This is a genomic window from Kribbia dieselivorans NBRC 106261 (assembly GCF_001552435.1).
Taxonomy (GTDB): Bacteria; Actinomycetota; Actinomycetes; order Actinomycetales; family Dermatophilaceae; genus Kribbia; species Kribbia dieselivorans.
Genome location: NZ_BCRE01000050.1, coordinates 1 through 26,402, shown reverse-complemented (window position 1 = coordinate 26,402; position 26,402 = coordinate 1). Strand labels below are relative to the sequence as shown.

Below are 26,402 nucleotides of genomic sequence, written 5' to 3'. Positions count from 1 at the left end.
GGTCACTCCGGGGTCAGTCGGAAGCCCGGGCCATCGGGCTCCTCGGTGATCTCGAACGCGTCCTCGGTGATGTTGAGCCGAATGTGCACGACGTTGGCCGTATTCGCCTGCTCCTTGATCGCGGCCGACTGCACGACGACGTTGACCGCTGGCATGGGCACGCGCTTGCGGCGCAACAACTCGTGCAGCGACGACGCCGCCAGCTTCGGAAAGCCCATCAACTCCGGCCCCAGGCTCGCGCCCTTCTTCGTCTCGGCGGCCTTGGTCACGGCCGCCTCCGAGGCACGGCGGGCGACATCCTCGGGGGTCAACAGTGTCGGGTCACCCTCGGCGAAGGCCGCGCTCACCTCGTCGACGGCCGCGGCCACAACGGCATCGCCCTCGGCGACGGGCAGCCGCAGTTTCGACTCCGTCAGCGCAACGCGCACGGCCTTGTTGACCTCGGTGCGCGTCGGCTTCTCCATCGCCCAACCCATCGACTTCCCGTCCCCGACACCGATGTCGGTGATGAGCATGGGTAGGTCGACCGTGACCTCGGGCAACCGCACCCGAGGGACCGACAGGTGTTTCAGAAGCGGATCGGCGCTGTAGGCCTGCGCGATCCTGACCGCCTCGAGGTCGGCGCTGGCCCGCGCCTGCGCGACGGCGGACATCAGCGATCCAATCACTTCTCCGAACGTGGCCATGTCGGTCCCCCGGTCTCGTGTGCGTCGGTCAGGCCTCGACGGCGGCCGGAGCCTTCGTGGGTTGGGCCTTGATCGCGTCCTCGAGAATGCCGAGGAGCTTCTCCATGCCGGCCGGCATCTCGTCCTGGGTCGCGCGGATGTGCACAGCCATGGAGTAGGTGCGGTCGACCTTGGTGCCCGTCTGGGTGTTCTTCTGGTACGACGTGGCGACCTTGAGGTTGACCGTCGCGACGGCGAAGAGCGGCGGGTACTTGACCGTGGCGTCCAACGACGCTCCGAACTTGAAGGTCTCGTCGGTCTTCGTCTCCTCGACCGAGTTGATCTTGGCGTTGAAGTCGATCGTCGTCTCCTCGATGCGGATGAACGGGATCGGGAGCATCGTCAAAATCGGGACCTCGAGGTTCATGGTCTGGAACTGCGCCGCCTGGGCCGCCACCGCCGCCTGGAACTCGGCCGTCGCGGTTGCGTTGTCACCACCGGCCGGGGCCGCGCCGACGCTGATGCTCGGGGCCGACGTGTAACCGGCGCCGGCGTTCGTGATGCTGATCGACGTGACGGCGCCACCGGCGCCGAGCGCGGCGGTCGCGGTCATGCCACTGCCGCCACCACCGCTGATCGTCACCGCCGGTGGGCTGGTGTAACCGCTACCACCGTCGGTGACCGTGATCCCGGTGACCCGCGCGGGCACGGCCGGCTGGTAGGGCGCGACTTCCTTCGGGTACTTGAAGGAGACGTAGATCGGCTCGCCGGTCTGGGCCTTGGTCGGGTCGTCGCTGTTGCCCGGCTTGAAGCCGACCGACTTGATGAAGTTGACCGAACTCATCGCGGCTTGGGCCTGCGCGTCGACGACGGCGATGAGCGGCCCGCCGAGCATCGAGCGGAAGTCGATGGATGAAAGTTCGCGTCCCGGTTCACTGGCCATGATTTCCCCCAAGAATGGATTCCCGTTTGCAGATCACCCTGCAACAATCGACGGTACGGCAGGGGGCCGTTCAGTGTTTGAGTAAGGGGACTCAGATGAGCGATATTCAAGGATCCGTGGGCCAGGGTGGCGACAACGCCGAGCCCGACGTCCGCATTGTCCAGAAGGCGTTGAACCGGTTCGACCTGACGCCACTGACGGCACTCGCGGTCGACGGTCGGTGCGGTCCGCGCACGATCGAATCGATCCGGCACTTCCAAACCCGCAACGTGGGAATCGCCAACCCCGACGGGCGCGTCGACCCGGGCGGGCGCACCATGCGGCGCCTGGACACCGGCAGCGGCGAGCGGGGCACGGGTCAGAGCCCGGAGACCCGTGCGGCCGACCGGCAATTGCGCGCCGAGCGGGTGGACCCGCGCGTCCAGGAGACGGCGGTGACCACCCGATTGATCGACCATTTGATTCCGCGCTTCGGCTCGCTGCGGGCGAAGATCATCGGCGGGTTCCTGTCGGATTCGGACCAGTTCTGGAAGGTCAACTACCACTGGGAGTATCTGTTGACCATGACCGAACACTCGCTCACGTTGTCGCTGGACCGGGCCGATCAGACGGACCTGCAGAATCTCGCGTCGAGCCTGCGCGGCTGCGCGCCCACACCGTCCTGCGGATATACCTCGAGCCCGGTCGGCAAACCCGTGGACAATTCGAGCGCCGAGGACGCGCTACGGCGCTATCAGGTGCTGCGCTCCGGCAAGGAGACGTTCGGCCGCGTGACCCAAAGGGCCGACCTCAAGAAGAAGAGCACCCGCAGCGCGGCGATGTTCGACCTCGCGGCCGCGCCGGTCGCCTCGCCGGGCAAGAGCAAGCACGGCTCCGGCTACGCCCTCGACATCCAGGGCGACAACAACGGCATCAAGTCGCTGTGCAGCGGACTGGGGGCGACGCTGGTGTTCGACGAGAAGAGTCACGTGCACGTCGAGTTCAAGAACGGCCTGGCCGCTCCGTGACCGGTGTCACGGGGCGCCTCGCCGCGATCCACTGACGCCCGGTCGTGGCGGTGGAAGTCTGGAGACATGAGGACGTTCATCGTCTACGAATCAGAGTTCGGCAACACCAAGGCCGTGGCGGAGGCCGTGGCCGCAGGCTTCGCGGCGGCGGGGGCCGTGGAGGGACCGGCCCCGGTCGTCACCGGAGTCGAGGAGGCGCCGCCGCTGCAGGAGTTGGCCGCCGACCTGCTGGTGGTCGGAGCGCCGACGCATGCCTTCGGTCTGAGCCGCCCCGGTACCCGGGAGGACGCCCACCAGCGCGGGGGCGCGCAGGTGATCACCGGGGTTCGGGAGTGGCTGGAGGCGGCGGAGACCGTGCACCTGCCGGCGGCGACCTTCGACACCCACCTCCACCATGCTCCGGGATCGGCGAGCGGCGCGGCTGCCAAGCGGCTGCGCAAGCTCGGCTGCGAGCTCGTGGCCGACCCCGAGAAGTTCTACGTCGAGGGTACGGCGGGCCCGCTGCTCGAGGGCGAGGCCGAGCGCGCCCGTCAGTGGGGCGCCGGCTTGGCCCGGGTCATGGCGGAGCGCGGTTCGGCGGCCGGGCGGGACTCGCGCTAGCCGATGCCTCCCGGCACCGGCGTGGTCGAAAGGCTGCTCAGAGGTTGGCGGCGAAGTCTGCCGGGACCGCACGAACCCACGTCCGGATGAACCGCCGATCGACGTCATCGGGAAGCTGAGCCGGCATGTTCTTGGTCAGATCCTTGCTGCTGGCCGTCCGGACGAGGTGGCGGCCGCCTTCCGGTCGCACCGGAGCGAGAATGGACCGGCCCCCCGGATTGGGAATGCTGGCCGAGTGCCAGCCCCCGGATCCGGCCGATGACCGTTCGGCGCCGGCCTGACCGCCGATGTCCTCCAGCATGTCGTCGAAGGCCGTACCTGGCATCGTGTGCGTGAAATCGTCTCGCGTGTACCGCGTCTTCCGGCCGGCATCGGTGGCCATGGCCAACCACGTCATCCACGTCACTGCCTCCTGTGGGCCGATGATGTCGGTCTTGACGTAGCTGTGCGCCGGGTACAGGAGACTGGGATACCTGGAGGCGTCGTACTCCTTCTTGGCACGGACGGCTTCGGCGAACTTCGCTCCGTGGTGCCGCTCAAGATGGGCGCGGAACTCCGCCGGGGTGATGTACCGGTTGCCGAACCATGGGGTGGCATGGTGAATGGCCTCGTCGACGAACGCCACATAGCCGAACTCCGTCACCGTCGGTGAACTCTCGATCCGCGTCGGGCTTGGCAGCGACTGGCGAATGGCAGTCAGGTCGGCGCCGAACTCCGGCGGCAGCGTCCCGTTCCCGCCACCCACCCCGGTGAGCTGATCGTGCGCTTCCGATCGGGGCGGGTTTGTGATGTATTCAGGACCGCGCACATCATGCCCCTCCACATGATAGTTGAGGTTGACGAAGAGGCTCTGGCCTTGGGTGTCCTTGTGAAAGCCCGCCATGTCCTTGGGGCGGCTCCGGATGTAATGCAGCTCCACGAGGATCTTCCACTGGGCGTTCGGGAGACCTGCCAGCCGCAGATACTCCACTTGCTTGGCGTCGATCATGGTCTTGAGCGCGTTCTCCACCACCAGGGCACCCAGATTGTTCTGGGCCACCACGTGACCGAATTTGATACCGGTCGATCGAGTATTCGTTCCTTCGAGCGTGACGAACCGCGCGGCCGGACCGCTCTGGGGCACGTCTTGCACCAGGGCGTCGTGCAGCGCGCCGGTCCGCTCCTTGCTTCCCTCGTTCAGATAGCTCGGCATTTGGGGGAGATGCAGAATCAGGACACCACCAAGGTTCAGTTCGGACCGGATCGCATGACCGTCCCCCCACGTCTCCCGCGCCAGCCGTTCAAGGCCGGCCACCAGCGACTTCTGCACCTCGATGGCCGGGCCCTCCGCCACGCGCGGAGTGGCGAGTTCCTGCAGCAGCGCCGCCGATTCTCCGTTGCGCTGAATGGTCGCCTGCCGCTGCACCGACGGGGTCGGGGCGGCCTCTCGCGCCAAGCGCTGCGAGACCACAGCATTGCCGACGGAGCGCTGCAGCGCCAGAACCTCCTCGACACCCCCGCGCCGTGTCTGGTCGAGTTCACGGGTTCGACGCTCCGCCACCGTACCGACCTCGGAGGCTGACGACCTGACTCGACGAGCGGCGCCGGGCTCTCGTCGCGCCCCATTCTCGTGCGCATGCGTCGACATGACCTCTCCCTCCGCCCGGCGCACCTGGGTGCACCCCACCTACGACGGTAGCCCTCCACGACGTGCCCACAGGTGCCGATCACCGTGCCCCAAAGGGCAAATCAGATTCGGTGCCGCGCAGGAGAATTGCGATGAGATTTCAATCGAACGCCGGTTCTGCGAGTGTGACTTCGTCTGCTGAATGGCGGGGTTCTTCGTTCGCTTCGTGGCGGGGTCAGGTGACACCGATGACCAGGGTGCTCTGTGCGGCTTCGATGACGTCGTTGGTGATGGTGTCGAGTTCGTTGATCTTCAGGACCCGCTGGATCTGGGGGAAGAGGCGTTCGAGGAGCCGGAAGTTGCCGCGGGTGATCCGTGCGATGGCTGCGATGGCTTGGGCGTCGGTGAAGTCGTCGGGGTCGAGGGTCTTGCCGAGGGATCGCCAGTGTCGCTCGAGGACGAACAGCAGTTCGTCTTGTCCCAGGGGCCGGTACTGGTGGGCGAAGCCGACTCGGCTGTAGAACTGGGGGTAGTGGCTGAACTGCTTCTCCAGGCCGGGCATGCCGATCAGGATCAGGGCGATGCCGTCGCGGTCGTAGCGATCGCGCAGCAGTTCCAGCGCGGCGGGACGCAGTCGTTCGGCCTCGTCGACGATGATCAGCTCCACGTAGTTCCTGCCGTGTCGCCATCCCCAGGCCTCGGGAGTGGCCGTGCCGGGAGGTACGAGGTGCTGCTCGATGCACATGTTGGTGCGGGTGATGGCTTGGGTCAGCTCGTCCTTCAGGGTCCGCGGGGTGGTCAGCACGCTGGGGGTGTAGAGCACGGTGCGGCTCCGGTTCAAGGCGGCGTAGATCTTGGCGTCGTTGTCGGAGCGCGGCCCCCAGTAGGTCAGCAGGTCATGAGCCTTCTCGTAGTGTGCGTAGCGGCGTGCGGAGAGTGTCTTTCCTACGCCGGCTGATCCGAAGCACAAACCGATGGTGTGCCCGCGGCGCACGGCGTCGGCGAACTCGGTGAAGCGGCGGTGCTCCTTGGTGACGATGAAGCGCTGGCTCACCTGAGGTCCTCCTTGTAGATCTTCAACGCCGACCTCGGCGCCGGAGCCGGTGCTTCGGTGATCCGTGGCGTCTCGGTAGGTGCGGCCACGAGGGCGATGCGTTCGTTGATGCCGGCTCGCAGCGCCCGGCGGCGGGCGTTGCGCGCGGCCTGGATCTCCTTGAGGCTGACCTTCTGGTCGTGGTGCTCTTGGTTGACGGCCTTGCAGACGAATTCGTCGTGATCGAAGACGCGGATCTCGGTGATGTCGCGGGGGTCGTAGCGGATCACGACCGAGCGTCCGACGTAGCCGGCCAGAGTTGGCGAGACGTAGCGCAGGCCCTGGAAGCGGATGCCATCGCGGCGCACGACGCGGGTCTTGGCGACGGTTAACAGCAGTCTGTCGAGGTCTTCCAGGCTCTCGGGCATTCGGGGCAGCCAGCCATCGGCGATCCACGCGCTGCGCGGGGAGGTTCCGAGCTCGCTGTGCGTGCGGTCGTTGTAGGTGGCCACGAACGCCTCCAGGGCGCTATCGAGGGCGGCCAGGGACAGTTTCGGTGTCGGCCAGGGGTGCCCTTCGGTGATGTGTCCGGGCAGGGTGGCGAGTAGCTCGGTGTTGATGGTGCCGAAGAACCGCTCGATCTTGCCCCGTCCCTGGGGTCGGGCGACGGTGGAGTGGATCAGTCGGATGTGGAGGTCGACGGCGGTGTGGGCGAGCTGGTCACTGGTGAAGTCGCTGCCGTGGTCGACGTAGAGCACGTCGGGCAGGCCGCACATCGGCCAAGCCGGGTCGGTCTTGTGCCAGATCGCTTGGCGCAGCGCCAGGGCGGTGTTCATCGTCGACGGTGCGCCCAGGAAGACTGTGTAGCCGCAGACCGCCCGGGAGCAGTCGTCGAGGATCGTTGTCAGCCATGGCCGTGCGGGCTTGCCGTCGGTGCCCACCACCAGGATGTCGAGCATGGTGTGATCGGATTGCCACATCGCGTTGGGCAGCTCTGCTTGCCGGCGTAGCACCAGCTCGTGCTTGTCGCGGTAGGACGCTGCGCCCTCCAGGGCGAGGGTGACCATGCCGGGATCCAGGGTCCGCACGATGTCCCACACCACCGAGTAGGAGGGGACCGGCCACCTCCGGGCGGCGCAGATGCCCGTGACTTTGCGATGGATCGTGGCGATGGCCGGCCGCGGCTTGCTCAGTGCCAGGCCCTCGATCAGGTCGACGAGGTCGGGCGGAAGGCGGCGGGAGCCGGCGTCCGCCCGTGAGGCTGTCTCCAGTCCGGCGTAGCCGTCGGCGCGGTAGCGGGCGTGCCAGCGCTCCAGGGTCCGCAGCCCTACATCGGTCTCGCGAGCTAAGCGCGCGAGGGGCACCTGGTCCTCGACGTGGAGCCTGAGGATTCGCCACCGCGCTCGAGCGTCCACGACGCACCTACTGCAAGGCGTTCTCGCGCCCGCGCTCGGCGCGCTGAAGGGCGCGGTAGACCGTGGAGCGGCCCACGCTGAACAGCTCGGCCAGCTCGCCCACGGTGTGCTCGTCGGCAGCATGTAGCTGGACGAGGTGAGCTTCTTGCCGGGGGGTGAGTTTCGGTGACTTCCCGCGCAGCTGGCCCTTGGCCTTGGCGACCTTCATCCCCTCGCGGGTGCGGGCACGGATGAGGTCGGCTTCGAACTCGGCGACCATCGCCAGCACGTTGAACAACAGTTTCCCCATCGGGTCGGTCGGGTCGTACACCGATCCGGCGATGCTCAGCTTCACTTCCCGCGCCGCGAGGTCGTCGGCGATCTGGTGGGCATCACGGACTGAACGCGCCAGCCGATCGAGCTTGGTGACCACGAACGTATCGCCGTCCCGACAGGCAGCCAGCGCCTGCCGCAGGCCCTCACGGTCGGCGTTGCGGCCCGTGAGCCCGTGATCGACGTAGATGCGCTTGGGATCGACGCCGAACGCCGCGAGTCCGTCACGCTGCGCGGTCAAGTCCTGCTCGTCGGTGGAGACTCGGGCATAGCCGACCTTCAAGGGGGACATGCTCCCCAGTGTGTCATATAGCCTCCCTTCACCGGACAGTTCACCGGACGGGTCTTACGGGACAGCCCGCCAGGCGTGCCGTCGTTCCTCTCGATAAGTAGCGGTGGTGTCCGGTGAGGGTTCCACTTACGGGACGGTCAATGCTCATGCCGCAGACCTCCCCCTCCCGCCGCAGAAGAGGTAACAGCGTTTGCTCCCGAGGACCGCGACGTTCTGTCAGTCGTCGTTGAATTTCCAGTGATGTCGGGCGCCGCGGGCGTGAGCTACAAGCCGAAGGCGCCGCCCTCGAGGAGGATGACGATGCCGAGGCCGATGAGGACCAGCGGGAAGAGGATGTGTTCCCAGCGTTCGAGGATCTCGGCGATGGGCCGGCGGGTGGCGACGTACTTGGCTGCGAGGACGAGGAGGCCGACCAGGGCGAGGAAGACGAGGCAGTAGGCGATGATCGCGGTGGTGGACGCGGTGGCGAAGACGGGGACGTAGACCCCGATGTTGTCTCCGCCGTTGGCGAACGTCACGGCGGCCACGGTCAGGACTCCGACCTGCTTGTCGGCGACCTTGGCCTCGTCATCGTCGTCGTCACCGCGGTTGCGCCACGCTCGCCATGCCGCGTAGAGGCCCAGGGCGAGGGGGATGAGCCCGAAGTAGGGCAGGGCGTCCTCGGGCAGGAAGCTGCGGGCCCCGAGGGAGATCACCACGGCGGCGAGCAGGATGCCCCCGAAGCCGAGGTACTGGCCGAGCAGGATCTTGCGGGTGGTGCCCCGCTGGCCGGCGCCGCGGGCGTAGAAGAGGGACAGGACGATGATGTCGTCGATGTTCGTGGCCACGAACAGGCCGATCGCCTGCAGGATCGGGGTGAGCAGTTCCATCGGTGCCTTTCAGGGCGCGCCGGACCGCCGGCGGTGGGTCAGTGGGGCCGCGTTGGTCCGCGGGGGTCAGTGTCCGCGCGTGGGCTGGTGGGTGCGTGCGGCGCGCAGGCCGTTGAGGATGACCAGGACCTCGGCGACTTCGTGGATGAGTACGACGGCGGCCAGGCCCAGGACGCCGGTGATGGCCAGGGGTGGCAGCGCGGCGATGATGAGCAGTGACAGGACGATGTTCTGGTTGACGATGCGCCGTCCGCGTCGGGCGTGGGCGATGGCCTGAGGCAGCAGGCGCAGGTCCTGGCCGGTGAAGGCGATGTCGGCGGACTCGATCGCGGCGTCGGAGCCGGTGGCTCCCATCGCGATCCCGACGTCGGCCGCGGCCAGGGCGGGGGCGTCGTTGATGCCGTCACCGATCATCGCGGTGGGCCGGCGCACGCTGAGCTCGCCCACGGCGGCGGACTTGCCTTCGGGGCGCAGCTCGGCGCGCACGTCGCTGATGCCGGCCTGGGCCGCGAGGGCGCGGGCGGTGCGCTCGTTGTCTCCGGTCAGCATCGTGACGTCGATGCCCTGGCCCGCCAGGGTCGTGATGACCTCGGGGACCTCGGGACGGAGCTCGTCACGCACCCCGATCGCCCCGGCGACCGCGCCGTCGCGGTGGACGACGACGACCGTCATCCCCTGGGCCTCCAGGTCACGGACCCGGTAGGTGAGGTCGCCGGGGTCGACCCAGCGGGGGCTGCCGACCAGCACTACGGCGCCGTCGACGGTGCCGTGGATTCCGTGGCCGGCTTCCTCGGTGGTGCCCTGGGCGGCGGGGATTGTGGGGGCGGCGTGGGTGATGGCGGTGGCGAGGGGGTGGGTGCTGTGCTGCTCGAGCGCGGCGGCCCAGGCCAGGACCTGTTGCTCGGTGACGTCGGCGGCGGGGACGACGGCGGTGACGGTGGGCTGGTTGCGGGTCAGGGTCCCGGTCTTGTCGAAGGCGACGTGCCCGATGTCCCCGAATCGTTCGAAGATGGCACCGCTCTTGATGATGACGCCGAACTTGCTGGCCGAGCCGACCGCGGAGACCACGGTGATCGGCACCGCGATCGCCAGCGCACACGGGGAGGCGGCCACGAGCACCACCAGGGCGCGGGTGATCCAGGTCTGCGGGTCACCGGCGAGTGAGCCGATGAGCGCGACCAGCACGGCCAGGACCAGGACGCCGGGCACGAGCGGACGGGCGATGCGGTCGGCCAGCCGGGCGCGTTGCCCCTTCTCGGCCTGGGCGCGTTCGACCAGGCTCACGATCGTGGTCAGGGAGTTGTCGGTGCCGGGCGCGGTCGCCTCGACCTGCAGGGCTCCGGCGGCGTTGATCGCCCCGGCAGACACCTCATCACCGGGGCCGACCTCGACGGGGATGGACTCACCGGTGATCGCCGAGGTGTCCACGCTGCTGTGCCCGCTGCGGACGATGCCGTCGGTGGCGATGCGCTCACCGGGCCTGATCAGCATGACCTGCCCCGCGGCCAGGTCACGGGCCGGGACGCTCGCGCTATGGCCGTCGGTGAGGACGGTGGCGCTCTGGGGCACGAGCTTGAGCAGCGCGCGCAGCCCGGCACGCGCCCGGTCCATCGCCCGGTCCTCCAAGGCCTCGGCGATGGAGTAGAGGAAGGCCAGGGCCGCGGCCTCCTCCACGTGGCCGAGGATGACCGCGCCGGTGGCGCTCATCGTCATGAGGAGCGCGATGCCGAGCTTGCCCGTGGCGAGCTTGCGCAGCGCACCGGGGACGAACGTGGAGGCCCCGAGCAGCAGACCGACCCAGAACAGCACCAGCGCCGCGCTCTGGGCGCCGGACCACTCACAGGCCAGCCCGGCGACGAACGCGACCCCCGAGGCGATGGGGATCAGGACGGCGCGGTCAGCCCACCACGGGGTCTCGTGCTCGTCGTCGGTCTCGAGCTCCTCGACGGGGGTGTGGGTGGTCGCCCTCATGCCACGGTCCCGCTCGGGCAGCAGCCGGGCACCGTGCAGGTGGCATCCACGCACGGGGCGTTCTCATCGACGGCCAGCGTCACCTCGACCAGCGCGGTCATCGCCGCCCCCAGGTGGGGGTCGGCGATCTCGTACCGCGTCTGGCGCCCCTCGGGCTCGGCCACGACGATGCCGCAGTCCCGCAGGCAGGTGAGGTGGTTCGACACGTTCGACCGGGTCAGGCCTAGGTCGCGGGCGAGTACCGCCGGGTAGCTCGGGCCCTCGAAGAGTGTCATGAGGATGCGGGAGCGGGTCGGGTCGGCCATCGCCCGGCCCAGCCGGTTCATCACGTCCAGCCGCGAAGCAATAGTCAGCATGCGCTGACCATACAGAACCTGCTGACCTCTCGTGTGTGGCTCCCGCTGCTGATATCTGCACATCTGCATTGGTGTATGGTCGTGGCATGAGTGTGACGCCGTTGGATTCGTGTCAGGTCACCGCCGTCCATCCGGAGAAGGTGGCGCTGACCCGGGAGAGGATCCCCGACGAGCGCGAGGCCGGCAGGTTGGCCGAGCTGTTCAAGCTCCTGGGGGACCCGCGCCGTGCCCGGGTGCTGTATGCGTTGCTGGAGGCCGGCGAGCTGTGCGTGTGTGACCTGGCGGCGTCGGTCGATGTCGCGGAGGCGTCGGTGTCCCAGGTGCTGCGGGTGCTGCGTACCGCTGGGGTGGTCGAGAACCGCCGGGAGGGGCGGATGGTGTACTACCGCCTCGCTGACGGGCATGTGCGGATGCTGCTGGACGTCTCCCGTGAGCACGCCCGCCACGAGGGGCAGGGCTGATGGGGGCGGGACACAGCCATGCCCCGGCGACCGGGCATGCCGGTGGCCGCTACCGTCGGCGGCTGGCGGGGGCGTTCGCCCTGACGGCGGGCTTCTTCCTGATCGAGCTGGTCGCGGGGCTGGTGTCGGGGTCGTTGGCGCTGCTGTCGGATGCCGGGCACATGGCTGCCGATGTGGTGGTGCTGGGTGCGGCGCTGCTGGCGACGCGCATCGCGAGCCGGCCGGACTCCACAGGGCGACGCACCTATGGCTCCTACCGGGCCGAGGTGTTCGCCTCGGCGTTGGCGGTGCTGGCGATGCTCGCGGTCGGGGTGTACGTGGTGGTCGAGGCCATCAGCCGGCTGGGCGACGCGCCGGAGGTGGCCTCCGGCGCCATGCTCGCGGTCGGCTTCGCCGGCCTGGTGATCAACATCATCTCCATGCTGCTGCTGCGCAGCGGGGCCAAGGACAGCCTGAACGTCAAGGGCGCCTACTACGAGGTGATCGCCGACGCCGCCGGGTCGGTGGGTGTCATGGTCGCCGGCGTGCTGATCATCCTCACCGGCCAGCCGATCTGGGACGTCGTGGTCGCGGCGCTCATCGCGGTCTTCGTCATCATCCGGGCAGTGGTTCTGGGCAGGCAGGTGATCGCGGTGCTGGGCCAGCACGCCCCGGAAGGGGTGGACCCGGAGGACGTCGCCGGTGACCTGGACGCGGTCGAGGGGGTGGAGGAGGTCCACGACCTGCACCTGTGGACCCTGACGTCGGGGATGAACGTGGCCACGGCCCACCTGGTCGCTGACCAGGGCGCGGACCACGGCGCCGTGCTTGCCGGCGCGCGCCGGGTGCTGCGCGACCGTTACGGTATCGCCCATGCCACCTTGCAGGTGGAGGGCGCCGGCAGCGACGGCTGTCACGACCTGAGCTGGTAGCACTCGGCACGGAAGCCCGCTCGCGAGAGCCGCACATGCTTGAGCAACGTCTTAGGAGCGCGCGATGACCGCGAAGCACGGCAAGGGCCCCGGGCCGGACGAGGGCCAGCGGCCGGCCCGGCGCGGGGTGGTGCTCACCCTGCTGGGGATCGGTCTGGTCGCCGCGGCTTACGTGGTGACGATCGTGGTCATGGTGGTGCGGTGACGCGGCCCAAACGGACCGCGGCCTCATGGCGGCGCCGCAAGGCGGTCATCGCGTCGTCCAGTGCTGTCCTCGTCGGGTCGAGCACGTAGAGGTCGTGAAGACGTCCAGATATAGGCCTGGGACGGGAGTTCTTGCATCGACTGAACTCCCCGGTGGTTGCAGGTCCGATACGCAGGGGTGCCAGTAAGTAGGGCTGATCGGCGCCCATTTTCTTGTCTCGCGCCCCGGGGCGAGGCGGTCCCCTATCGGTGTCCCTGTGTGCGGGGCAGGTTCACGCCGCGCAGCAGGAGAGCTTGGCGATGTCGGTGGTGAAGGCCTGCGCGGTGAGCTTGAGGCCTTCGGCCATGGTCAGGTAGGGGCTCCAGAGATTGGCGACCTGGCTGGTGGTCATGCCGGCCTCGAGCATGTAGACCCCGGCGGCGGCGAGGTCGCCGGCGTCCTGGGCCAGGGCGGTAATGCCGATGATGCGGCCGGTGTCGGCGTCGGTGACCATCTTGATGAACCCGCGGGTGTCGCGGTTGACGATCGCGCGTGGGACGTGCGCGAGTGACAGGACACGGCTGTCGTAGCGGATCCCGGCAGCGGAGGCCTGCCGTTCGGTCATCCCGACGGCGGCCAGGGCGGGGCTGGTGAACACGACCCGGGGCAGGTGGCGGTAGTCGACCTCGAGGCCGGCGCCGGTGAGGGCGTTGTCGGCGACGAGGGCGCCGTGGGCCGCGGCGACGTACACGAACTGACGGTGGGCGGTGACGTCACCGGCAGCCCAGACGCGCGGGTTGGTGCTGCGCAGATGGCTGTCGACGACCACCTCGCCGTGGTCGCCGGTGCGCACGTCGACGGTGTCGAGACCGAGCGTGGCGGTGACCGGGCGGCGCCCGGTGGCGACGAGTACCTCGGCCGCCCGGAGTTCCTGTGAGCCGTCAGTGGTGGTGGCAGTGACCGTGACCTCGCCGGTGGCCGGGTCGCGGCGGACCGCGCTGGGCACCGCGCCGCGGATGATCTGGATGCCTTCGTCCGTGAAGATCTCATCCAGGGCGGTGGACGCCTCGGGTTCTTCCTGGGACGCCAGCCGTGAGCGGACCAGCATGGTGACCCGGACGCCGAGCCGAGCGAAGAGCTGGGCCTGCTCCATCGCGACGTAGCCGCCGCCGATGACCAGCAGCGACTCCGGGACGTGGTCCAGTTCCATCGCGGTGGTCGAGGTCAGGTAACCGGCCTCCTGCAGGCCGGGGACCGGCGGCGCCCAGGGCCTGGAGCCGGTGGCGATGAGGTAGTGCGCGGCCCGGACCGTCTCCACCGTGCCGTCAGGGCCGGTGACGCGCAGTGCCGGCTCGCTGGGTGTGCCGACGAACGTGGCGTCCCCGGGGTGGAGATCCCATCCGTACTCGGTGGCCAGGTCCAGGTACTTCTCGCCACGCAGTGACCCGACGAGCCGATCCTTGCCGGCGATCAAGGCGGGCATGTCGACCGGCCGGACTTCGGGGAGCGGCAGGCCGGGGAACCGGGAGGCGTCGAGTGTGACGTGGCGGGCCTCGGCGGTCGCGAGCAAGGCCTTGGAGGGCACGCACCCGGTGTTCACGCAGGTACCGCCGACGGTGCCACGCTCGATCATCACCACCCGTCTGCCGAGGTTGGTGGCGCGGATCGCGGCCGCGAACGCCGCCCCACCGGACCCGATCATTGCCAGGTCATACGACCTGCTGTTAGCCGTTGCCGTCATGAACTCCTCCTTCATCGCCCTCAGGATCGACCTTCCAGTGCACTGGAAGGTCAAGGGGGAGAATGAGTGGCATGCGGATCGGTGAGGTGGCTCGGGCGTCGGGCACGACGAGCAAGACCCTGCGGTACTACGAGGAGGTCGGGCTGCTACCCGCCGCGGACCGCACCCCGGCGGGCTACCGGGACTACGGCGCCGAGGTGCTCGACCGGCTGGACTTCATCCGCCGGGGGCAAGCGGCCGGGCTGACCCTGGCCCAGATCGGTCAGGTGCTGGACATCCGCGACCGGGGGCAGGCCCCCTGCCGGCACGTCACCGACCTGCTCGACACCCGCCTTGATGTGATCGACCGGCAACTCGCCGAGCTCGCGCAGCTACGCACCACGATCGCCGACCTGCGCGAGGACGCCGCCGCCGGCGACCCGGCCACGTGCTCCCCCGAGGATGTCTGCCGCTACCTGTGACACCGAAGTTCACGGGCCCGTGGCAGCGCATGGCGGCCCACTCTGTTGCGTTGGGGTGTTAGACCTTTCGCAACGGTTCTGTTGCGCGGGGTGCACCCTATCGCGACGCCTATTCCTCCGGCCTGCCGTCGGCCGCTGTCCCGGTGAAGGATCCCCTTGCGGGCATGCGATCTGGGCTGACGCCTGTGACCGAGTGTTCAGTTCGCGCTGTATAGTTCAGTCCATGCTGACTATTGCTTCGCGTCTCGACGTGATGAACCGCCTGGGTCGTGCACTGGCCGACCCCACTCGATCCCGGATCATCTTGACCCTGCTCGACCATCCCGCTTACCCGGCGGAACTGGCCCGAGATCTGGACCTGACACGCCCGAACGTGTCCAACCACCTGGCATGCCTGCGCGATTGCGGGATCGTCGTCTCCGAGCCCGAGGGTCGTCGGACACGATATGAGATCGCCGATTCGCACCTGGCGCAGGCGCTGACGGCACTGGTCGATGCCACCCTGGCAGTGGACGAAGACGCCCCGTGCATCGATCCCGCCTGCTCGCTTCCCGGATGCGACGCAGCTGGGGAGGGCGCATGATCCTCACCTCGGTCTTGCAGGCGATGGGCCTGTTCGCAGCGACCAACATCGACGACATCATCGTGCTCTCCCTCTTCTTCGCGCGAGGGGCAGGCCAGCGCGGCACTACCGCCCGCATTCTGGCCGGCCAGTACCTCGGATTCGCCGGCATCCTCGGTGCCGCGGTCCTGGTGACCATCGGTGCCGGAGCATTCCTGCCCTCGGCAGCCATCCCGTACTTCGGTCTCATCCCTCTGGGCCTCGGCCTCTGGGCCGCATGGCAGGCCTGGCGCGGAGACGATGACGACGATGACGACGAGGCCAAGGTTGCCGGCAAGAAGGTCGGCGTGTGGACAGTCGCAGGCGTCACCCTTGCCAACGGCGGCGACAACATCGGCGTCTACACCCCTGTCTTCCTCGGCGTGGAACCTCTCGCAGTAGTCGCCTACTGCATCGTCTTCCTCGCGCTCGTCGCGGTCCTGGTGGCCCTGGCAAAGTTCGTCGCCACCCGCCCCCCGATCGCCGAAGTGCTCGAACGCTGGGAGTACATCCTCTTCCCCATCGTTCTCATCGGCCTCGGCATCGTGATCCTCGTCAGCGGCGGAGCCTTCGGACTCTGACGTAGCGGCAGCGGTCCAAACGGCCCCGACCGGGCGCACCCCTCTCGGTTCAGACCGCGACACCTACCTGCAGCCAGTCCTGCGTGATCGCGGCAACAAGACCGCCACGGAGCGCTGCAAAAACCCCGCCACCAAGCGAACGAAGCCACATCTGCGAGATCCACGGCGCCGCGCCTCGTGCGCCGATAGTCTGAAACGGCGCTGGTGAACGTGCGGACACGGTTGACGGCACGCCCAGAAGGCCGTGAAGAGGTACGGCAAACAATGGTGCGAGGCGGCAATACCCGATTTCTCAGCGGGTGCTTCAGTGGGTATGTTTTCTCTGACCATTGCGGCTTCAACCATCGACCATGGAGGACGAGCGGGGTGGATGAACTGACCGACGCAGGACGCACCGGTTCAGCGCTGGCGCGCCCACGACTCCTCGATCTCCTGGCGCCCATCGACGCCAACGGCTTCGCCGTGGTCGTGGCGCCGGCCGGTTCGGGCAAGACCACTGTGCTCGACCAGTGGACCGCGAGCAGGGGCGGCGGAGTGCGGTGGTATTCGCTCGGGCAATTGCCCTCACCGGACGACGTGCTGGGTGACCCCGCCGGGGCGGGGGAGATCCCGACGGGCGTCGTCATCGACGACCCTGGCCTTTCCCCCCACAGCCGTACGGACGAGGGTCTCGGCGAGTTCATCCAGCGCCTCGCGCCGGTCGTCCCGGTCATCCTCGCGACGAGGACGATGCCCGCCCTGAACTTCGCGCGGTACGCGTTCCCCCGGGTTCGCTTCGTCACCGCCCAGGACCTGGCCTTTCGCCCCTGGGAGGTCGCCGCGCTGTTCTCGCGCACCTACAACGACCCCATCGGTCTGGACGCGGCGACCGCCCTCGCCGATCGCACCGACGGGTGGGCGGCCGCGCTCTTCCACTGGCAACTCGCCCGCCAGATGGGGCCCCTCGGTGATCCCCTCGACGAGCCCGTTGGGTACGACTCCTTGATGCGCGCCTACCTCAATGCCGAGGTGCTCCACCAGGTCGACGACCAGGACCGGCACCTGATGCGGCTGGCGAGCACCTTCGACTCGTTGACGGCCGAGCACCTCGATCGATTGCTCGACACCAACGGGAGCCACACGGCACTCCGACGGATCGCCGCGGCCGTCGACCTCGTCCACGTCGGCACCCACGCATCCAGCGGCACGCAATACCGCTACCACGCGGTCCTGCGGCAACACCTCAACTCCGAACTTCTCGACGAGGTGGGGCTGCCCGAGGCTCGGCTCCTGCAGGCGCAGGCCACGGCCATCGCACGCGACCTCGGCGACGACACCCCCGAGGTGCTCCGTCACTCCCCTGACGCGCCCCCGCTCCCGCCGTCCGACCCCAAGGCCGCGCCGCTGACCGCCCTGCGCCTTCTCTCCCGGGGTCAGACGCGACTGGCCCGCGCCACCCTTGCCGACCACGCACCGACCGGTGACCCGAGATCGAACGCCGACGTGGCGTGGCACCGAGCGGCTCAGGTCGGAGTGGCCTGTGTCGAGGCGCTCGTCGACCCCACCCGCCCCGAGGCCGACCTCGACACCCTCGATCGCACGCTGCGGGTCGAAGGCCTTCCGTGGCTGCGACGGTTGGTGAGCGTCACGATGCTGTGCCGAACCGGGGACGCCCGCGCCTGCCGCGAGGCGCTGGCCGTGGCCGCCGCCCGAGACCGCGCCGACGATCCCTGGGGAGCGGCGTTGATCGAGTCCGTGGTCGCCACCGCCCTCCTCCGCCACGGCCGTCCGGACACGGCGCTCCTGCAACGCCTTGAGACCCGCTTTCGACAACTCGACGAGTCGGCCCTGGTGGCGTGGACCACCTGGCGCGACACGTGTGCCGCCCACGCGACCCAGAGCGACCGAGGACCACGCGAATCGAAGCGGCCCGCCCCGACCGCGGGGCCGCTCGGACCGCCCTGGCACGAAGTGTCCATCACGTGTTTCGGCGATTTCACCGTCCGGGTCCACGACCAACCCGTCAGCCTCAGTGGGCTGCGTCCGGTTGCCCAGCCGTCCTGCGCATCCTCGCGCTCAACGCCGGCACGGCCGTGCATCGCGATGTGATCATCGGAGCGCGGTGGGCGGACCTCCCCGAGACATCGGCCCGCCACAACGTCCACGTCGCCGTGTCGAGCCTGCGCACGCACCTGGAGCGGATCCTCCCGGGCCGAGGGCGGCAACTGCTGATCCGCGACGGGCTCTCCTATGTCTTCGCACCGAAGTCGGAGTCGGTCACCGACCTGCAGAAGTTCCAGCGACGACTGGCCGAGGCGACCCAATCCCGACACGCCGGAGACCGTACGACCCAGGCCGAGGCGCTCCGCGCGGCCCTGGACCTGTACGTCGACGAGGTCCTGCCCGCTGACGGCTCGGCCGAGTGGCTCCTGCCCGCCCGGGACCGCCACCGTCAGTCCGCCGCCGAGGCCTCGGATCTGCTCGCCCGCCTCGAACTCGACCGCGGTCACGTGGCCGAGGCCGTCCATGTGGCACAGCGCAGCGTCGAGATCGACCCGTGGCGCGATGCCTCGTGGCGCACCCTCATCGAGGCCCACCGGGCTGCCGGCGACCCGGCGTCGGCCGAGCGGGCCAAGCGCCAGTAAGCGGAGGTACTGACCTCGATCGGGGTGAGCGTGCTCCCGTCGTCACCCGGGCTGGGGCCGGCGACCTCCGCGACCGGGCGGCGAGGCGTCAGCCGCGCGTGAAGTACGCCACCTCCCCGATGGCGATCCGCTTCTTCGGTGAGGCCCCGACGGCACTTCTGACGGTCATGCGCACGCGGGTCACGTCGTTGATCCCGATGAGATGGTCCTGCTGGGTCGGCTCGTCGCGCAGTTTCAACGCGCGCCGTTCGACCGAGCCGTCGGCTGTGGTGATCGTCAGCATGACATTCGCGGGTCGACCCGTCTTGAGGTAGTCCTTGTCCTGGCGGGAGGACCCGTTGAAGATCTGCACCGCGACCAACCGGAAGGGTTTGTCGAAGTTCGCCTGCACGTACTGGTTCGTGCCGCCCCCGCGCCCGGCTGGGGTCCAGTACGTGTCCGGATTCCCGTCACGCAGCAGGGAGGCCGGGTGCTGCGGCGCGGACGACTACGCGCTGACGGTGGTCGGTTCGTACCGCTGGGTGCCGGAGACGCGATCGAGCACCGAGTCCTGGGCGCCGCCCTTCCACCACGGCCAGGCAAAGGCGACGACGCCGTACACCACGGCGGCCACGAGCGCGAGTGCGACCAATCGGCCGGGGAGCCTCGATCGACGGCGGATCTTCGGCCTCGTGCCGGCCGCGGGTGCCGCCGATCGCCGGGAGAAGAGTCGACGCCACCACGGGTCGGCCGCCACCACGGTCGCATCGGCCAGCGGGGATCCACACCGGCGGCAGAAGTTGCGCGCCGGCGCGTTGCCCGTGCCGCACGTGCCGCACACGAGGTCGCCGGGGCGAAGGGGTGGCTCGTTGTGGGTCGGTGCGGGCCGCTTCGGCTTCGGCTTCGCCTCGGCGGCGGGTTGGCGTGCGGCGGGCTGCTGGGGTGCCGGCTTCTGGGGTGCCGGTTTCTGGGGTGCCGGTTGCTTCGGTGAGGCCGACCGGGCGACGGGCCCGGGCGAGACCTCCGTCTTGGCCTTCGACTCGGGCGCCACCTCGGGCTCTGGCGCGACCGCAGTCTCAGGCGCGAGACTCTCGGGCGCGACCGCGGGCTGCGGTTCAGCCGCCGGCTCAGGTGCGGTCGCTGGTAGCGGTTCGGCCGCCGCCTCAACGAGGGCGACCGGTTCGACCACGGCTGGTTCCTCGGGCGAGGGCTGCCCGTCCCAATCCAGGTAGGCCCCACACGACCCGCAGAAGGCCGTGCCCCACTCGTTGTGCGACCCACACTCGTCACACACCACCGTGCTGGTCCCAGCTTCGTTGGAAACCTCGCTCATCGTTGCCACACCTCGATCTCGTGCTGAACATAGGGGGGCACGGCCGCCGCCACGGCCGCGTTGATCAGGGGCAGGTCGACCGCCTCCGGGTCGTCGACGCCGATCCGCACCTGAAGTCGCGCCGGCAGGGTGCCGGGAGCCTCGGCGCCCGGGGTCACCGACCAGGCGGTCGCGCCCGAGTCCGCGATCTCGACATCGCCACCGGTCAGGTGGTGGAGCATCGATCGCAGGCCACGCGCGGTACCGCTGAACCGGTGGGTCTCAACCGCCTCGCGCACGGCGAGGCGCTGGACCCCAAGCGGGGTGGTGGGGTCCAGGTTGGCCGCCACCCACGAGCCGACGAAGGCGAGCAGATCGGCCGGTGCCGTGCCCGGGTCGACGTAGGCGGGGATGTTGTCGACGGTGCTCAGGATCGGGGCAAGGGCGTCGTCGAAGGCGGCCACGAACCGGGCCGTGAAGTCATCCTCCTGATAGGCGCCCGGGAGGAGATGAATGAACGGATGGGGCGAGGTCAACCCCGGAATCATGCCGCGCACGACGTCACCCCACCCCGCCGGGCAGCGGGCCGGCCCCGGAGACCCGAACCTGGTGCTGGAACGAGAACGCCAAGGCGTTGGGATCGAGGACGATCCGGTCGGTGGGTTCACCGCGCACCCCGGTCGTCGGGTCGGCGGCGAAGAGCTTGACGTCCTCGACCATCTCGGTGCCCGCAAGTCCCTGCAGCACCGCGTACACCTCGCCGACGTGGACCGGTCGGCCGAACGGCCAGCCCTGCCCGTCCGGTCCTCCGGTCAGGGGGTTGAAGTGGCGGTAGAGCGCCGCCAGGGCGTCCGCGCGCAACTTCTCCGGTTCCACGCGGGAGCGGGCGGTGATGCGCGCCACGACCGTGATCCCCTGATAGAAGGGCGGCTCGATGATCAGGCGACTGCCGACGATCCGTCGATCATCAAGAAAACGCGACACCGTCTCGAGCACGGACACCTCTGGGAGCAGGGACTCGAACGGAAGCCGACCATCGGCCTCGACCGGCACATCGGGCACGACCAACAGGCGCGCGGTCAGATCTCCCTCACCGACACACCGCACCCGCGCCAGTGACGGCGCCGCCTGGCGGGCAAGCAGTTCGTAGTCCGCCGCGGTGACGGCGCGATCGCGCGTGCGCAGGTCCAGCGGGCCGCGCACGCGGAGTTCATCGAGGGTTTCGGCGGCGGTGCCCCCGCTGGCCGGGTGTCGGTTCTCCACGCGCTCCATCAGGGGAATGGAGGTGCGCAGCACGGAGATGGCGCGCGCCGACACGTTGCCGTTCGCTCCTCCGCCCGTGCGGTAGACCGGAACCCGGATCGGTGAGCCCTTCGGCGGCACCGCCCCATAGCCCGTCAACGTGCCGTCGGGTTCACGCACCGCCGGCCCGAACTCGATCGTCGCCTCGGTGCGGTCCACCCGGAAGACACGATCCTCGGGACCGTGATCGGTGAACTGGCCGACCTCCAGCCACGTCTGCCACCCGGAGCCGCCGGCCACCTCGATCTCCAACGGCCGCCCGTCATCGACGACCGGGGCGCGTTCGAGGCGGAAGGTCTGGCCCGGCACGCCCTCGGAGAGCCCGACGACCTCATCGAACACGTCCTCCGCATGCACGGCCCGCACGGTGGCCCCGACCGTCTGGGCCTGCGCGGCGCGGACCATCGGGGAGATCGTGTACGGCGGATACCCCGGCTCGGGCTCGGTCACGACCGTGCGCAGCCAGCCTCCCCGGACCCCACCCATCGTCGAGGCGACGTGCTCCTGCGGGACGTGGATGACGATGTATCCGGCGCGGTTGAGACCACCGGTCCCGTCGCGCTCGGTCTCGCAGCGGCGCCAGCCGTCGGCGGTCCAGGCTTCCCACCGCAGCGGCGGGTGTTCGGGATTGACACCCACGCCGCGCACCTCGCAATCGAGACGCAACTCGATGGCGCACTGCGGAGCCGCGTCGTCGAGGGCGACCAGCAGGGCGTCGCCCTGAGCCGGGTTCTCCGAGAACGCGTTGAATCCACTGGCTTCACGGAGCTCCGTGGCGCGGGTGATCACCTCGCCCTCCACACCCTGGGTCGCGACCAGGCTCAACGACCGCGTCGGGATGACGAGTTCACGCACCGTCTCGAAGACGGTCGCCTCGTCGTGCTCGGTGCGCACCGTGCTCACCTGCGTACCACGCCGCACGGTGACGTCCTCCTCCTGCGGCGAGGACAGCCAGAAGGTCACGTCGGCGCCGGCCGCGGTGGCGGGGTGGGGCCGAATGCCGATGAGATCGAGGAAGGCGAGGTAGAGCTTGTCGGGGACGCGGTTGAGCCGATACAGCAGCGCGTCGGTCATGTACGCGAACGTCTCGATCAGCGTCACGCCGGGGTCGGAGACGTTGTGGTCGGTCCACTCGGGGCAGCGCTGCTGGACCATGCGTTTGGCGTCGTCGACGAGATCCTGGAATCGGCGGTCGTCGAGGTTGGGCACCGGTATCGGCATCAGGAGCCACTCCGTTCGGTCGGCGGGATGACGTAGAACGGAAAGACCAGGTTGCGCGGGTCGTTCGTGCCACGAAGCGTGTAATGGATGTCGATGTAGAGAGTGCCCTGCTCGACCTCGTCGAAACGGACGTCCACGGCCTCGAGTTCGATCCGTGGTTCCCACCGGTCCAGGGCCACCCGCACCGCGTAGGCGATATCCCCGGCGGTGCTCGCATCGGCCGGCGCAAAGATGTAGTCGTGCACGGCGCACCCGAACTCGGGGCGCATGGGTCGTTCCCCCGGCGACGTCGCCAGAATGAGGCGAATGCTTTCCTCGATCTCCTTGGATCCCGACACCAGAGCAATTCCCCCGGTGGCGTCGGCGCGCACGGGAAATGACCATCCCCGACCAATGAACTCCTCGGCCATGTCACCCTCCGATCAACACGGTTGGGCACCCCGGCGGGATGATCGGCGCGCCGCACCCGGCCATGTCGGAGACGCGCAGCGCCGGCCGACCACCGATGAGCACCGTGGCCGAACCCTTGGGGAAGGGCGTGGGCGGGTGCACCGCCGGCGGCGGGAACGAACAGGTGTGCAGATCGCCCACGACGGCCGCGGGCAGCCCGCCGATGAGGACGGTCGGCACACCCGGGCCGGTGACGACCCCCGGATGTCCGGTCAGGTCGCTGACACGTGCGGCAGGAAGCATCTCCACGCCCTCCCTAGTTGATCTTCACGATGGCGCCCTTGACCGTCGTCGCCGCAGCGGCGGACAGTTCGGCCATGGCCTGACCGGCGACCTTGACGGTGGCGCCGGTGAGTTCACCCGTCGCCTTGGCGGCCAGCTTGAGGTTGGTCGCGTTGATCTTGACGTCGGCCTTGGCATCGAGGGTGATGTTCGTGGCCGCGAGGGTGATGTTGCCCTGGGTGGAATCGAGCGCGATGTTGCCGCCGCTGGTCGTGACGGTGACATCCTTCTGGGCGGTGACGTTGACCGGTCCCTGACTGACGATCTCGATCGCCGCGTCGGCCTTCTGCACCAACGTGATGCGCTGTTTGCCCTCGGACGTGGAGATGTCGATCTTCTGCTCGCTCTCGGATTCGATCATGTTCAGGGCCATGCCGGTGCGCGAGACGAGCGAGCGTTGAACGACCTTGCCATTGCCCTTGTCGACCGCCTGGTCGAAGGGTTGCTTGGGCCTGTCGCGACCGTTGAACAGGCCGCCCAGGATGTACGGCTCGTCGGCGCCGCCGAGCCCAAAGGCGACGAGCACCTCGTCACCGACCTCCGGCAGCACGGAGAACCCCCGGTTGGCCCCGGCCCCCAACTGGAGGGTGCGCGACCACGCACTGACGAAATCGTCGGACAGAGCCGGGAAGGTGACGCGGACCCGGCCCAGACCGTCCGGGTCCTTGATGTCACTGACGATGCCGACGACCATGCCATCGAGCCGATCGGCCCGCGCGCGCATTCCCCCGGACGTGGTGAGTCCATACGCCGAGCGATCCGAGGAGTTGCTGACACTGAACGCCGTGACATAGCCCCGGTCACTGAATTCATGCCGGGTCGAGGTCAGGGTGTATTTGCCGTTGAACGGCTTTCCCACCCCGACGAGCGTGACCGCCTCCCCGGCGCGCAGGTCCGGATTCCCCCGGGCGACGCCCTCCAACTCCGCGTGCGATCCTCCGACGCGGTCGGCGATCGACTTGGCGACCCGATCGCACCCGCCCGCGTCGAGTTGATTCGTTCGCGGCGCCACAATGGCCGGAGCGCCGACCGCCTGGGCCAACTTCGCCGGGGCCACCCCATCGAGCGTCGCGCTGGACGTGCCGGCCGAGGCCTTCGCGACGATCGCCTTCTTGGCCTTGACGTCCCAGGAGCGGACCTCGACCGAGGGGACCTGATCGGCGGCCGTCACCGTCGCGCGCAGGCTGACGAGGTTGACGCCACGCTCGAGCACCATGGGGTTGCGCCGCGCGCTGTTCGCGCCCGGGCCGCTCGCGGCTCCGGTCGGTGCGCCCACGACCAACTTGCCGTCCTTGACCGCCACGGACACCCCGGATTCGAAGGCCAGCCGTTGGATGAGCTCCCAGTCGCTGCCGACCTGGGCGGTGTGGGCCTGCACGGACCCGAACGGATCGACCCGGCCCACGGGCACGCCGGCGGCCTGGGCCTTCGCCCGGATGATGTCGGCCGGCGTCTGGTTGACGAAGGCCTCGACCCGCACGCCGCGACGGAAGCGGTGCGTCTTGTCATAGCCGCGCACGATCGTGCGGGTACCCGTGGGGGTGAGTTCGACCTCGAGCGCGGTGACCTCGCCGGTGAAGAGGGTCGGCGCTGCGCCGGTGCCGCTCTGCTGCACCGCGACGGTCAACGGCGCTCCGATCGTGACCGCCGCCCGTTCGAGCATGTCGGCGTCATCGTCGAGGAAGGAGATGACCGCCAGATCCGGCACACCGACGGAATCGTCGACGACGACGCTCGACAATCTGGACTCCACCTCGGCGCTCAGGGGTCGCCCACCGATCGTGATGAGCGGAGTGCTGCTCGTCTCCTCACTTCGCATCGGTGAACTCCTCGATGGCCGGGAGGAGCACGGTGTCCCCCGAGCGCAGTCGCAGCGGATCGTCGATGTCGTTGGCGCGCGCAATGGCTCGCCACATCGAGGTGTCGCCGTACTCGCGGTAGGCGATCGAGGGCAGCGTGTCGCCGTCGACGAGGACGTGGACGCGTCGCGGCACCAGACCGCCGGAGGTCGGGTTCTGGTTCGGCGTCTCCCCGGCGAGTTCATCGAGTTGGACCGTGCACACGGCGCGGATCGGCAGACCGCCCGCGGTGAAGACCGTGTACGTCGCCGTGACGCTGCTGATGTAGGCGAGGAAGCCCGTCAGCGCGCCCCAGCGGAACAGCACCCACGGCGGGGAGTCCTTCTTCTTCGAGTGGGACGAGGTCGTGGGCACGCAGCAGGCGAAGAGCTGCTCGACGCGCTTGACGACGCTGTTGTCCTGGGTGTCGGTGGCGTCGAAGAACATCTCCAGGCTCAGCGTCGACGGTTGCGGGCCCTGGTACTGCGGCGGCGCACTGCGCTTGTTGCCGCGGCCGGTGGCGCGCGTCCAGTGGGCCGACTTGCTCAGGCTGAGCTCGCGCGGGTTGAACTGGAATTCGACCTTGGCGATCTCGGGGCCCGGCTTGGACAGCGAGCCGTCGGGTGAGGGCTCGAAGAGCTGGAGGTAGGCGTGCTCGAGCTTCGGGCGACTGGCACTCGAGGAGGCACCGCCGGTGCCGCTCGTACCCGTGGCGGTGAACGCCACTGCGGGAGGAGTCATGGTGCTCAGCCCCGCCCGGTGGCCAAGAAGCCGTGGTGGGCGATCTCCACCGTTTCGGTGAGCACGCGCGGGTCATCGGCCGAGATGGTCGGACCGCTCCAGCGCACCGGGACGACGTCGAGCAGACCCCACGTGGCGATGATCGAGCCGTTGGCGCGCATCACCTCGATCGTCCCGGTCGCGCCGCGCTTGTGGCCGTTGGCCATGCTGGCGAACCACTTGGCGATGGTCTCGGTGTCACGGCTGAGTGGGCGGGACAGCGTGATGTTGGGGTAACGCAGCTTCGTGGGCAACTGCCAGACGAACCCATTGTTGCCGCCCTCCTCTCGCGTCTCCATGACGACTTCGGCGCCCAGGCCCTGACAACTGGTGAACATGCCCAGGCTCTGGTCGTCCAGCTTGACGAGAAAGGCGACCGACAGGGCGGTGTCGATGTCCTGCACGACGTTCATGACTGTGCTCCCTTCACCAGGCGTCCGTCCGCAGGCCTCGGCGGTCGCGGTCGACCAGCAGTTCGGCCCGTATCCGCAACATGAGCGGTTCGTAGAGCCGCCGCGCGAGGTCTTCGAGTTGGCTGGCGGCTTCGGCCGGCGTGGCCGCGGCCGGTTGAGCCGGCGCGGACGGGCTCGCATTCGGCGCGGCGG

General features: G+C 69.0%; 28 protein-coding genes and 1 pseudogene. 10 read left to right on the top strand and 19 right to left on the bottom strand.

Annotated elements, in window-relative coordinates; genetic code table 11:
- Positions 1 to 2: 2 nt before the first annotated feature.
- Together KD1_RS04990 and KD1_RS04985 are read right to left on the bottom strand one after the other, a co-directional pair.
- The gene (locus KD1_RS04990) at positions 3 to 653 is read right to left on the bottom strand and encodes a hypothetical protein (RefSeq protein ID WP_157073180.1); all 651 of its coding nucleotides are present in this window, start codon (positions 651 to 653) and stop codon (positions 3 to 5) included.
- 61 nt (positions 654 to 714) lie between these two features.
- Positions 715 to 1,608: a DUF2589 domain-containing protein gene (locus tag KD1_RS04985; protein WP_068398384.1), complete on the bottom strand. Its 894-nt coding sequence runs from the start codon at positions 1,606 to 1,608 to the stop codon at positions 715 to 717.
- A gap of 95 nt (positions 1,609 to 1,703) precedes the next feature.
- Between KD1_RS04985 and KD1_RS04980 the strand changes: the two genes are divergently transcribed.
- Together KD1_RS04980 and KD1_RS04975 are read left to right on the top strand one after the other, a co-directional pair.
- Positions 1,704 to 2,615: a peptidoglycan-binding domain-containing protein gene (locus tag KD1_RS04980; protein WP_169795339.1), complete on the top strand. Its 912-nt coding sequence runs from the start codon at positions 1,704 to 1,706 to the stop codon at positions 2,613 to 2,615.
- A 66-nt stretch (positions 2,616 to 2,681) separates the two neighbouring features.
- Entirely contained in the window at positions 2,682 to 3,215 is a 534-nt protein-coding gene (locus KD1_RS04975; protein ID WP_068398379.1) for a hypothetical protein, read from the top strand.
- 37 nt (positions 3,216 to 3,252) lie between these two features.
- On the opposite strand, the gene KD1_RS04970 is transcribed toward KD1_RS04975, so the two are convergent.
- The 7 genes from KD1_RS04970 to cmtR (KD1_RS04940) form a co-directional block, all read right to left on the bottom strand.
- A complete protein-coding gene (locus tag KD1_RS04970; RefSeq protein ID WP_068398378.1) occupies positions 3,253 to 4,755 on the bottom strand; it encodes a hypothetical protein in 1,503 nt (500 codons plus the stop codon).
- Between the two features lie 301 nt (positions 4,756 to 5,056).
- Positions 5,057 to 5,875, bottom strand: a complete 819-nt coding sequence (locus tag KD1_RS04965) for an AAA family ATPase (protein WP_010552309.1) — start codon at positions 5,873 to 5,875, stop codon at positions 5,057 to 5,059.
- Positions 5,872 to 7,269 carry a TnsB C-terminal domain-containing protein gene (locus tag KD1_RS04960; RefSeq protein WP_083542106.1) on the bottom strand — a complete coding sequence of 466 codons (1,398 nt, stop codon included), beginning with the start codon at positions 7,267 to 7,269 and terminating at the stop codon, positions 5,872 to 5,874. The genes KD1_RS04965 and KD1_RS04960 overlap by 4 nt, the downstream gene beginning before the upstream one ends.
- A gap of 7 nt (positions 7,270 to 7,276) precedes the next feature.
- A complete protein-coding gene (locus KD1_RS04955) occupies positions 7,277 to 7,873 on the bottom strand; it encodes a recombinase family protein (RefSeq protein ID WP_068398375.1) in 597 nt (198 codons plus the stop codon).
- Positions 7,874 to 8,136: 263 nt separating this feature from the next.
- Positions 8,137 to 8,742 carry a cadmium resistance transporter gene (locus tag KD1_RS04950; RefSeq protein WP_068398372.1) on the bottom strand — a complete coding sequence of 202 codons (606 nt, stop codon included), beginning with the start codon at positions 8,740 to 8,742 and terminating at the stop codon, positions 8,137 to 8,139.
- Between the two features lie 66 nt (positions 8,743 to 8,808).
- Positions 8,809 to 10,713 (bottom strand): heavy metal translocating P-type ATPase, encoded by a 1,905-nt coding sequence (locus tag KD1_RS04945; protein ID WP_068398428.1) that lies wholly within the window; start codon positions 10,711 to 10,713, stop codon positions 8,809 to 8,811.
- Positions 10,710 to 11,069, bottom strand: a complete 360-nt coding sequence (cmtR, locus tag KD1_RS04940; protein WP_068398425.1) for a Cd(II)/Pb(II)-sensing metalloregulatory transcriptional regulator CmtR — start codon at positions 11,067 to 11,069, stop codon at positions 10,710 to 10,712. Before cmtR (KD1_RS04940) ends, KD1_RS04945 begins: the two co-directional genes overlap by 4 nt.
- A gap of 86 nt (positions 11,070 to 11,155) precedes the next feature.
- Here cmtR (KD1_RS04940) and KD1_RS04935 point away from each other — a divergent pair, with 86 nt between their 5' ends.
- The 3 genes from KD1_RS04935 (at position 11,156) to KD1_RS16785 (ending at position 12,646) form a co-directional block, all read left to right on the top strand.
- Positions 11,156 to 11,530 (top strand): ArsR/SmtB family transcription factor, encoded by a 375-nt coding sequence (locus KD1_RS04935; protein WP_068398369.1) that lies wholly within the window; start codon positions 11,156 to 11,158, stop codon positions 11,528 to 11,530.
- Positions 11,530 to 12,441 (top strand): cation diffusion facilitator family transporter, encoded by a 912-nt coding sequence (locus KD1_RS04930; RefSeq protein ID WP_002854089.1) that lies wholly within the window; start codon positions 11,530 to 11,532, stop codon positions 12,439 to 12,441. The genes KD1_RS04935 and KD1_RS04930 overlap by 1 nt, the downstream gene beginning before the upstream one ends.
- Before the next feature lie 64 nt (positions 12,442 to 12,505).
- Positions 12,506 to 12,646 carry a hypothetical protein gene (locus KD1_RS16785; protein ID WP_002854087.1) on the top strand — a complete coding sequence of 47 codons (141 nt, stop codon included), beginning with the start codon at positions 12,506 to 12,508 and terminating at the stop codon, positions 12,644 to 12,646.
- Between the two features lie 271 nt (positions 12,647 to 12,917).
- On the opposite strand, the gene merA is transcribed toward KD1_RS16785, so the two are convergent.
- Positions 12,918 to 14,366 carry a mercury(II) reductase gene (gene merA, locus KD1_RS04925; protein ID WP_041103924.1) on the bottom strand — a complete coding sequence of 483 codons (1,449 nt, stop codon included), beginning with the start codon at positions 14,364 to 14,366 and terminating at the stop codon, positions 12,918 to 12,920.
- Between the two features lie 71 nt (positions 14,367 to 14,437).
- Here merA and KD1_RS04920 point away from each other — a divergent pair, with 71 nt between their 5' ends.
- The 5 genes from KD1_RS04920 to KD1_RS04900 all read left to right on the top strand — a co-directional run bounded on the left by KD1_RS04920 (position 14,438) and on the right by KD1_RS04900 (position 18,633).
- Positions 14,438 to 14,827 (top strand): heavy metal-responsive transcriptional regulator, encoded by a 390-nt coding sequence (locus tag KD1_RS04920; protein ID WP_036382791.1) that lies wholly within the window; start codon positions 14,438 to 14,440, stop codon positions 14,825 to 14,827.
- Between the two features lie 223 nt (positions 14,828 to 15,050).
- Positions 15,051 to 15,410, top strand: a complete 360-nt coding sequence (gene cmtR, locus KD1_RS04915; RefSeq protein ID WP_006590980.1) for a Cd(II)/Pb(II)-sensing metalloregulatory transcriptional regulator CmtR — start codon at positions 15,051 to 15,053, stop codon at positions 15,408 to 15,410.
- Positions 15,407 to 16,009 carry a cadmium resistance transporter gene (locus KD1_RS04910; RefSeq protein WP_015070590.1) on the top strand — a complete coding sequence of 201 codons (603 nt, stop codon included), beginning with the start codon at positions 15,407 to 15,409 and terminating at the stop codon, positions 16,007 to 16,009. The genes cmtR (KD1_RS04915) and KD1_RS04910 overlap by 4 nt, the downstream gene beginning before the upstream one ends.
- Positions 16,010 to 16,375: 366 nt before the next feature.
- Positions 16,376 to 18,097, top strand: coding sequence for a winged helix-turn-helix domain-containing protein (locus KD1_RS16780; RefSeq protein ID WP_068398366.1), 1,722 nt, complete (start codon positions 16,376 to 16,378; stop codon positions 18,095 to 18,097).
- Positions 18,082 to 18,633, top strand: coding sequence for an AfsR/SARP family transcriptional regulator (locus KD1_RS04900; protein WP_169795338.1), 552 nt, complete (start codon positions 18,082 to 18,084; stop codon positions 18,631 to 18,633). The genes KD1_RS16780 and KD1_RS04900 overlap by 16 nt, the downstream gene beginning before the upstream one ends.
- A gap of 88 nt (positions 18,634 to 18,721) precedes the next feature.
- On the opposite strand, the pseudogene KD1_RS04895 reads toward KD1_RS04900, so the two are convergent.
- The 9 genes and pseudogenes from KD1_RS04895 to KD1_RS04855 form a co-directional block, all read right to left on the bottom strand.
- Positions 18,722 to 19,102: pseudogene (locus KD1_RS04895) on the bottom strand (NADase-type glycan-binding domain-containing protein); the annotation flags it as partial.
- An 18-nt stretch (positions 19,103 to 19,120) separates the two neighbouring features.
- Positions 19,121 to 19,945, bottom strand: coding sequence for a hypothetical protein (locus KD1_RS04890; protein ID WP_068398357.1), 825 nt, complete (start codon positions 19,943 to 19,945; stop codon positions 19,121 to 19,123).
- Positions 19,942 to 20,472, bottom strand: coding sequence for a phage tail protein (locus tag KD1_RS04885; RefSeq protein ID WP_068398354.1), 531 nt, complete (start codon positions 20,470 to 20,472; stop codon positions 19,942 to 19,944). The genes KD1_RS04890 and KD1_RS04885 overlap by 4 nt, the downstream gene beginning before the upstream one ends.
- A gap of 13 nt (positions 20,473 to 20,485) precedes the next feature.
- Positions 20,486 to 22,447, bottom strand: coding sequence for a putative baseplate assembly protein (locus KD1_RS04880; protein ID WP_068398351.1), 1,962 nt, complete (start codon positions 22,445 to 22,447; stop codon positions 20,486 to 20,488).
- Positions 22,447 to 22,857 carry a GPW/gp25 family protein gene (locus KD1_RS04875; RefSeq protein WP_068398348.1) on the bottom strand — a complete coding sequence of 137 codons (411 nt, stop codon included), beginning with the start codon at positions 22,855 to 22,857 and terminating at the stop codon, positions 22,447 to 22,449. The genes KD1_RS04880 and KD1_RS04875 overlap by 1 nt, the downstream gene beginning before the upstream one ends.
- A gap of 1 nt (position 22,858) precedes the next feature.
- On the bottom strand, positions 22,859 to 23,140 hold the full coding sequence (locus KD1_RS04870) for a PAAR domain-containing protein (RefSeq protein ID WP_068398422.1): 282 nt from the start codon (positions 23,138 to 23,140) through the stop codon (positions 22,859 to 22,861).
- A gap of 13 nt (positions 23,141 to 23,153) precedes the next feature.
- Positions 23,154 to 24,998, bottom strand: coding sequence for a VgrG-related protein (locus KD1_RS04865; protein WP_068398345.1), 1,845 nt, complete (start codon positions 24,996 to 24,998; stop codon positions 23,154 to 23,156).
- Complete coding sequence (locus KD1_RS04860) at positions 24,988 to 25,758, bottom strand: CIS tube protein (RefSeq protein WP_068398343.1); 771 nt, start codon at positions 25,756 to 25,758, stop codon at positions 24,988 to 24,990. The genes KD1_RS04865 and KD1_RS04860 overlap by 11 nt, the downstream gene beginning before the upstream one ends.
- Before the next feature lie 5 nt (positions 25,759 to 25,763).
- A complete protein-coding gene (locus KD1_RS04855) occupies positions 25,764 to 26,210 on the bottom strand; it encodes a phage tail protein (protein WP_083542102.1) in 447 nt (148 codons plus the stop codon).
- Between the last annotated feature and the right edge of the window lie 192 nt (positions 26,211 to 26,402).

Coding starts and splice junctions, on each gene's coding strand:
- KD1_RS04990 (WP_157073180.1), bottom strand. CDS start 653: ATGTCCGCCGTCGCGCAGGCGCGGGCCAGCGCCGACCTCGAGGCGGTC.
- KD1_RS04985 (WP_068398384.1), bottom strand. CDS start 1,608: ATGGCCAGTGAACCGGGACGCGAACTTTCATCCATCGACTTCCGCTCG.
- KD1_RS04980 (WP_169795339.1), top strand. CDS start 1,704: ATGAGCGATATTCAAGGATCCGTGGGCCAGGGTGGCGACAACGCCGAG.
- KD1_RS04975 (WP_068398379.1), top strand. CDS start 2,682: ATGAGGACGTTCATCGTCTACGAATCAGAGTTCGGCAACACCAAGGCC.
- KD1_RS04955 (WP_068398375.1), bottom strand. CDS start 7,873: ATGTCCCCCTTGAAGGTCGGCTATGCCCGAGTCTCCACCGACGAGCAG.
- KD1_RS04950 (WP_068398372.1), bottom strand. CDS start 8,742: ATGGAACTGCTCACCCCGATCCTGCAGGCGATCGGCCTGTTCGTGGCC.
- KD1_RS04945 (WP_068398428.1), bottom strand. CDS start 10,713: ATGAGGGCGACCACCCACACCCCCGTCGAGGAGCTCGAGACCGACGAC.
- cmtR (WP_068398425.1), bottom strand. CDS start 11,069: ATGCTGACTATTGCTTCGCGGCTGGACGTGATGAACCGGCTGGGCCGG.
- KD1_RS04935 (WP_068398369.1), top strand. CDS start 11,156: ATGAGTGTGACGCCGTTGGATTCGTGTCAGGTCACCGCCGTCCATCCG.
- KD1_RS04930 (WP_002854089.1), top strand. CDS start 11,530: ATGGGGGCGGGACACAGCCATGCCCCGGCGACCGGGCATGCCGGTGGC.
- KD1_RS16785 (WP_002854087.1), top strand. CDS start 12,506: ATGACCGCGAAGCACGGCAAGGGCCCCGGGCCGGACGAGGGCCAGCGG.
- merA (WP_041103924.1), bottom strand. CDS start 14,366: ATGACGGCAACGGCTAACAGCAGGTCGTATGACCTGGCAATGATCGGG.
- KD1_RS04920 (WP_036382791.1), top strand. CDS start 14,438: ATGCGGATCGGTGAGGTGGCTCGGGCGTCGGGCACGACGAGCAAGACC.
- cmtR (WP_006590980.1), top strand. CDS start 15,051: ATGCTGACTATTGCTTCGCGTCTCGACGTGATGAACCGCCTGGGTCGT.
- KD1_RS04910 (WP_015070590.1), top strand. CDS start 15,407: ATGATCCTCACCTCGGTCTTGCAGGCGATGGGCCTGTTCGCAGCGACC.
- KD1_RS04890 (WP_068398357.1), bottom strand. CDS start 19,945: ATGAGCGAGGTTTCCAACGAAGCTGGGACCAGCACGGTGGTGTGTGAC.
- KD1_RS04885 (WP_068398354.1), bottom strand. CDS start 20,472: ATGATTCCGGGGTTGACCTCGCCCCATCCGTTCATTCATCTCCTCCCG.
- KD1_RS04880 (WP_068398351.1), bottom strand. CDS start 22,447: ATGCCGATACCGGTGCCCAACCTCGACGACCGCCGATTCCAGGATCTC.
- KD1_RS04875 (WP_068398348.1), bottom strand. CDS start 22,857: ATGGCCGAGGAGTTCATTGGTCGGGGATGGTCATTTCCCGTGCGCGCC.
- KD1_RS04870 (WP_068398422.1), bottom strand. CDS start 23,140: ATGCTTCCTGCCGCACGTGTCAGCGACCTGACCGGACATCCGGGGGTC.
- KD1_RS04865 (WP_068398345.1), bottom strand. CDS start 24,998: ATGCGAAGTGAGGAGACGAGCAGCACTCCGCTCATCACGATCGGTGGG.
- KD1_RS04860 (WP_068398343.1), bottom strand. CDS start 25,758: ATGACTCCTCCCGCAGTGGCGTTCACCGCCACGGGTACGAGCGGCACC.
- KD1_RS04855 (WP_083542102.1), bottom strand. CDS start 26,210: ATGAACGTCGTGCAGGACATCGACACCGCCCTGTCGGTCGCCTTTCTC.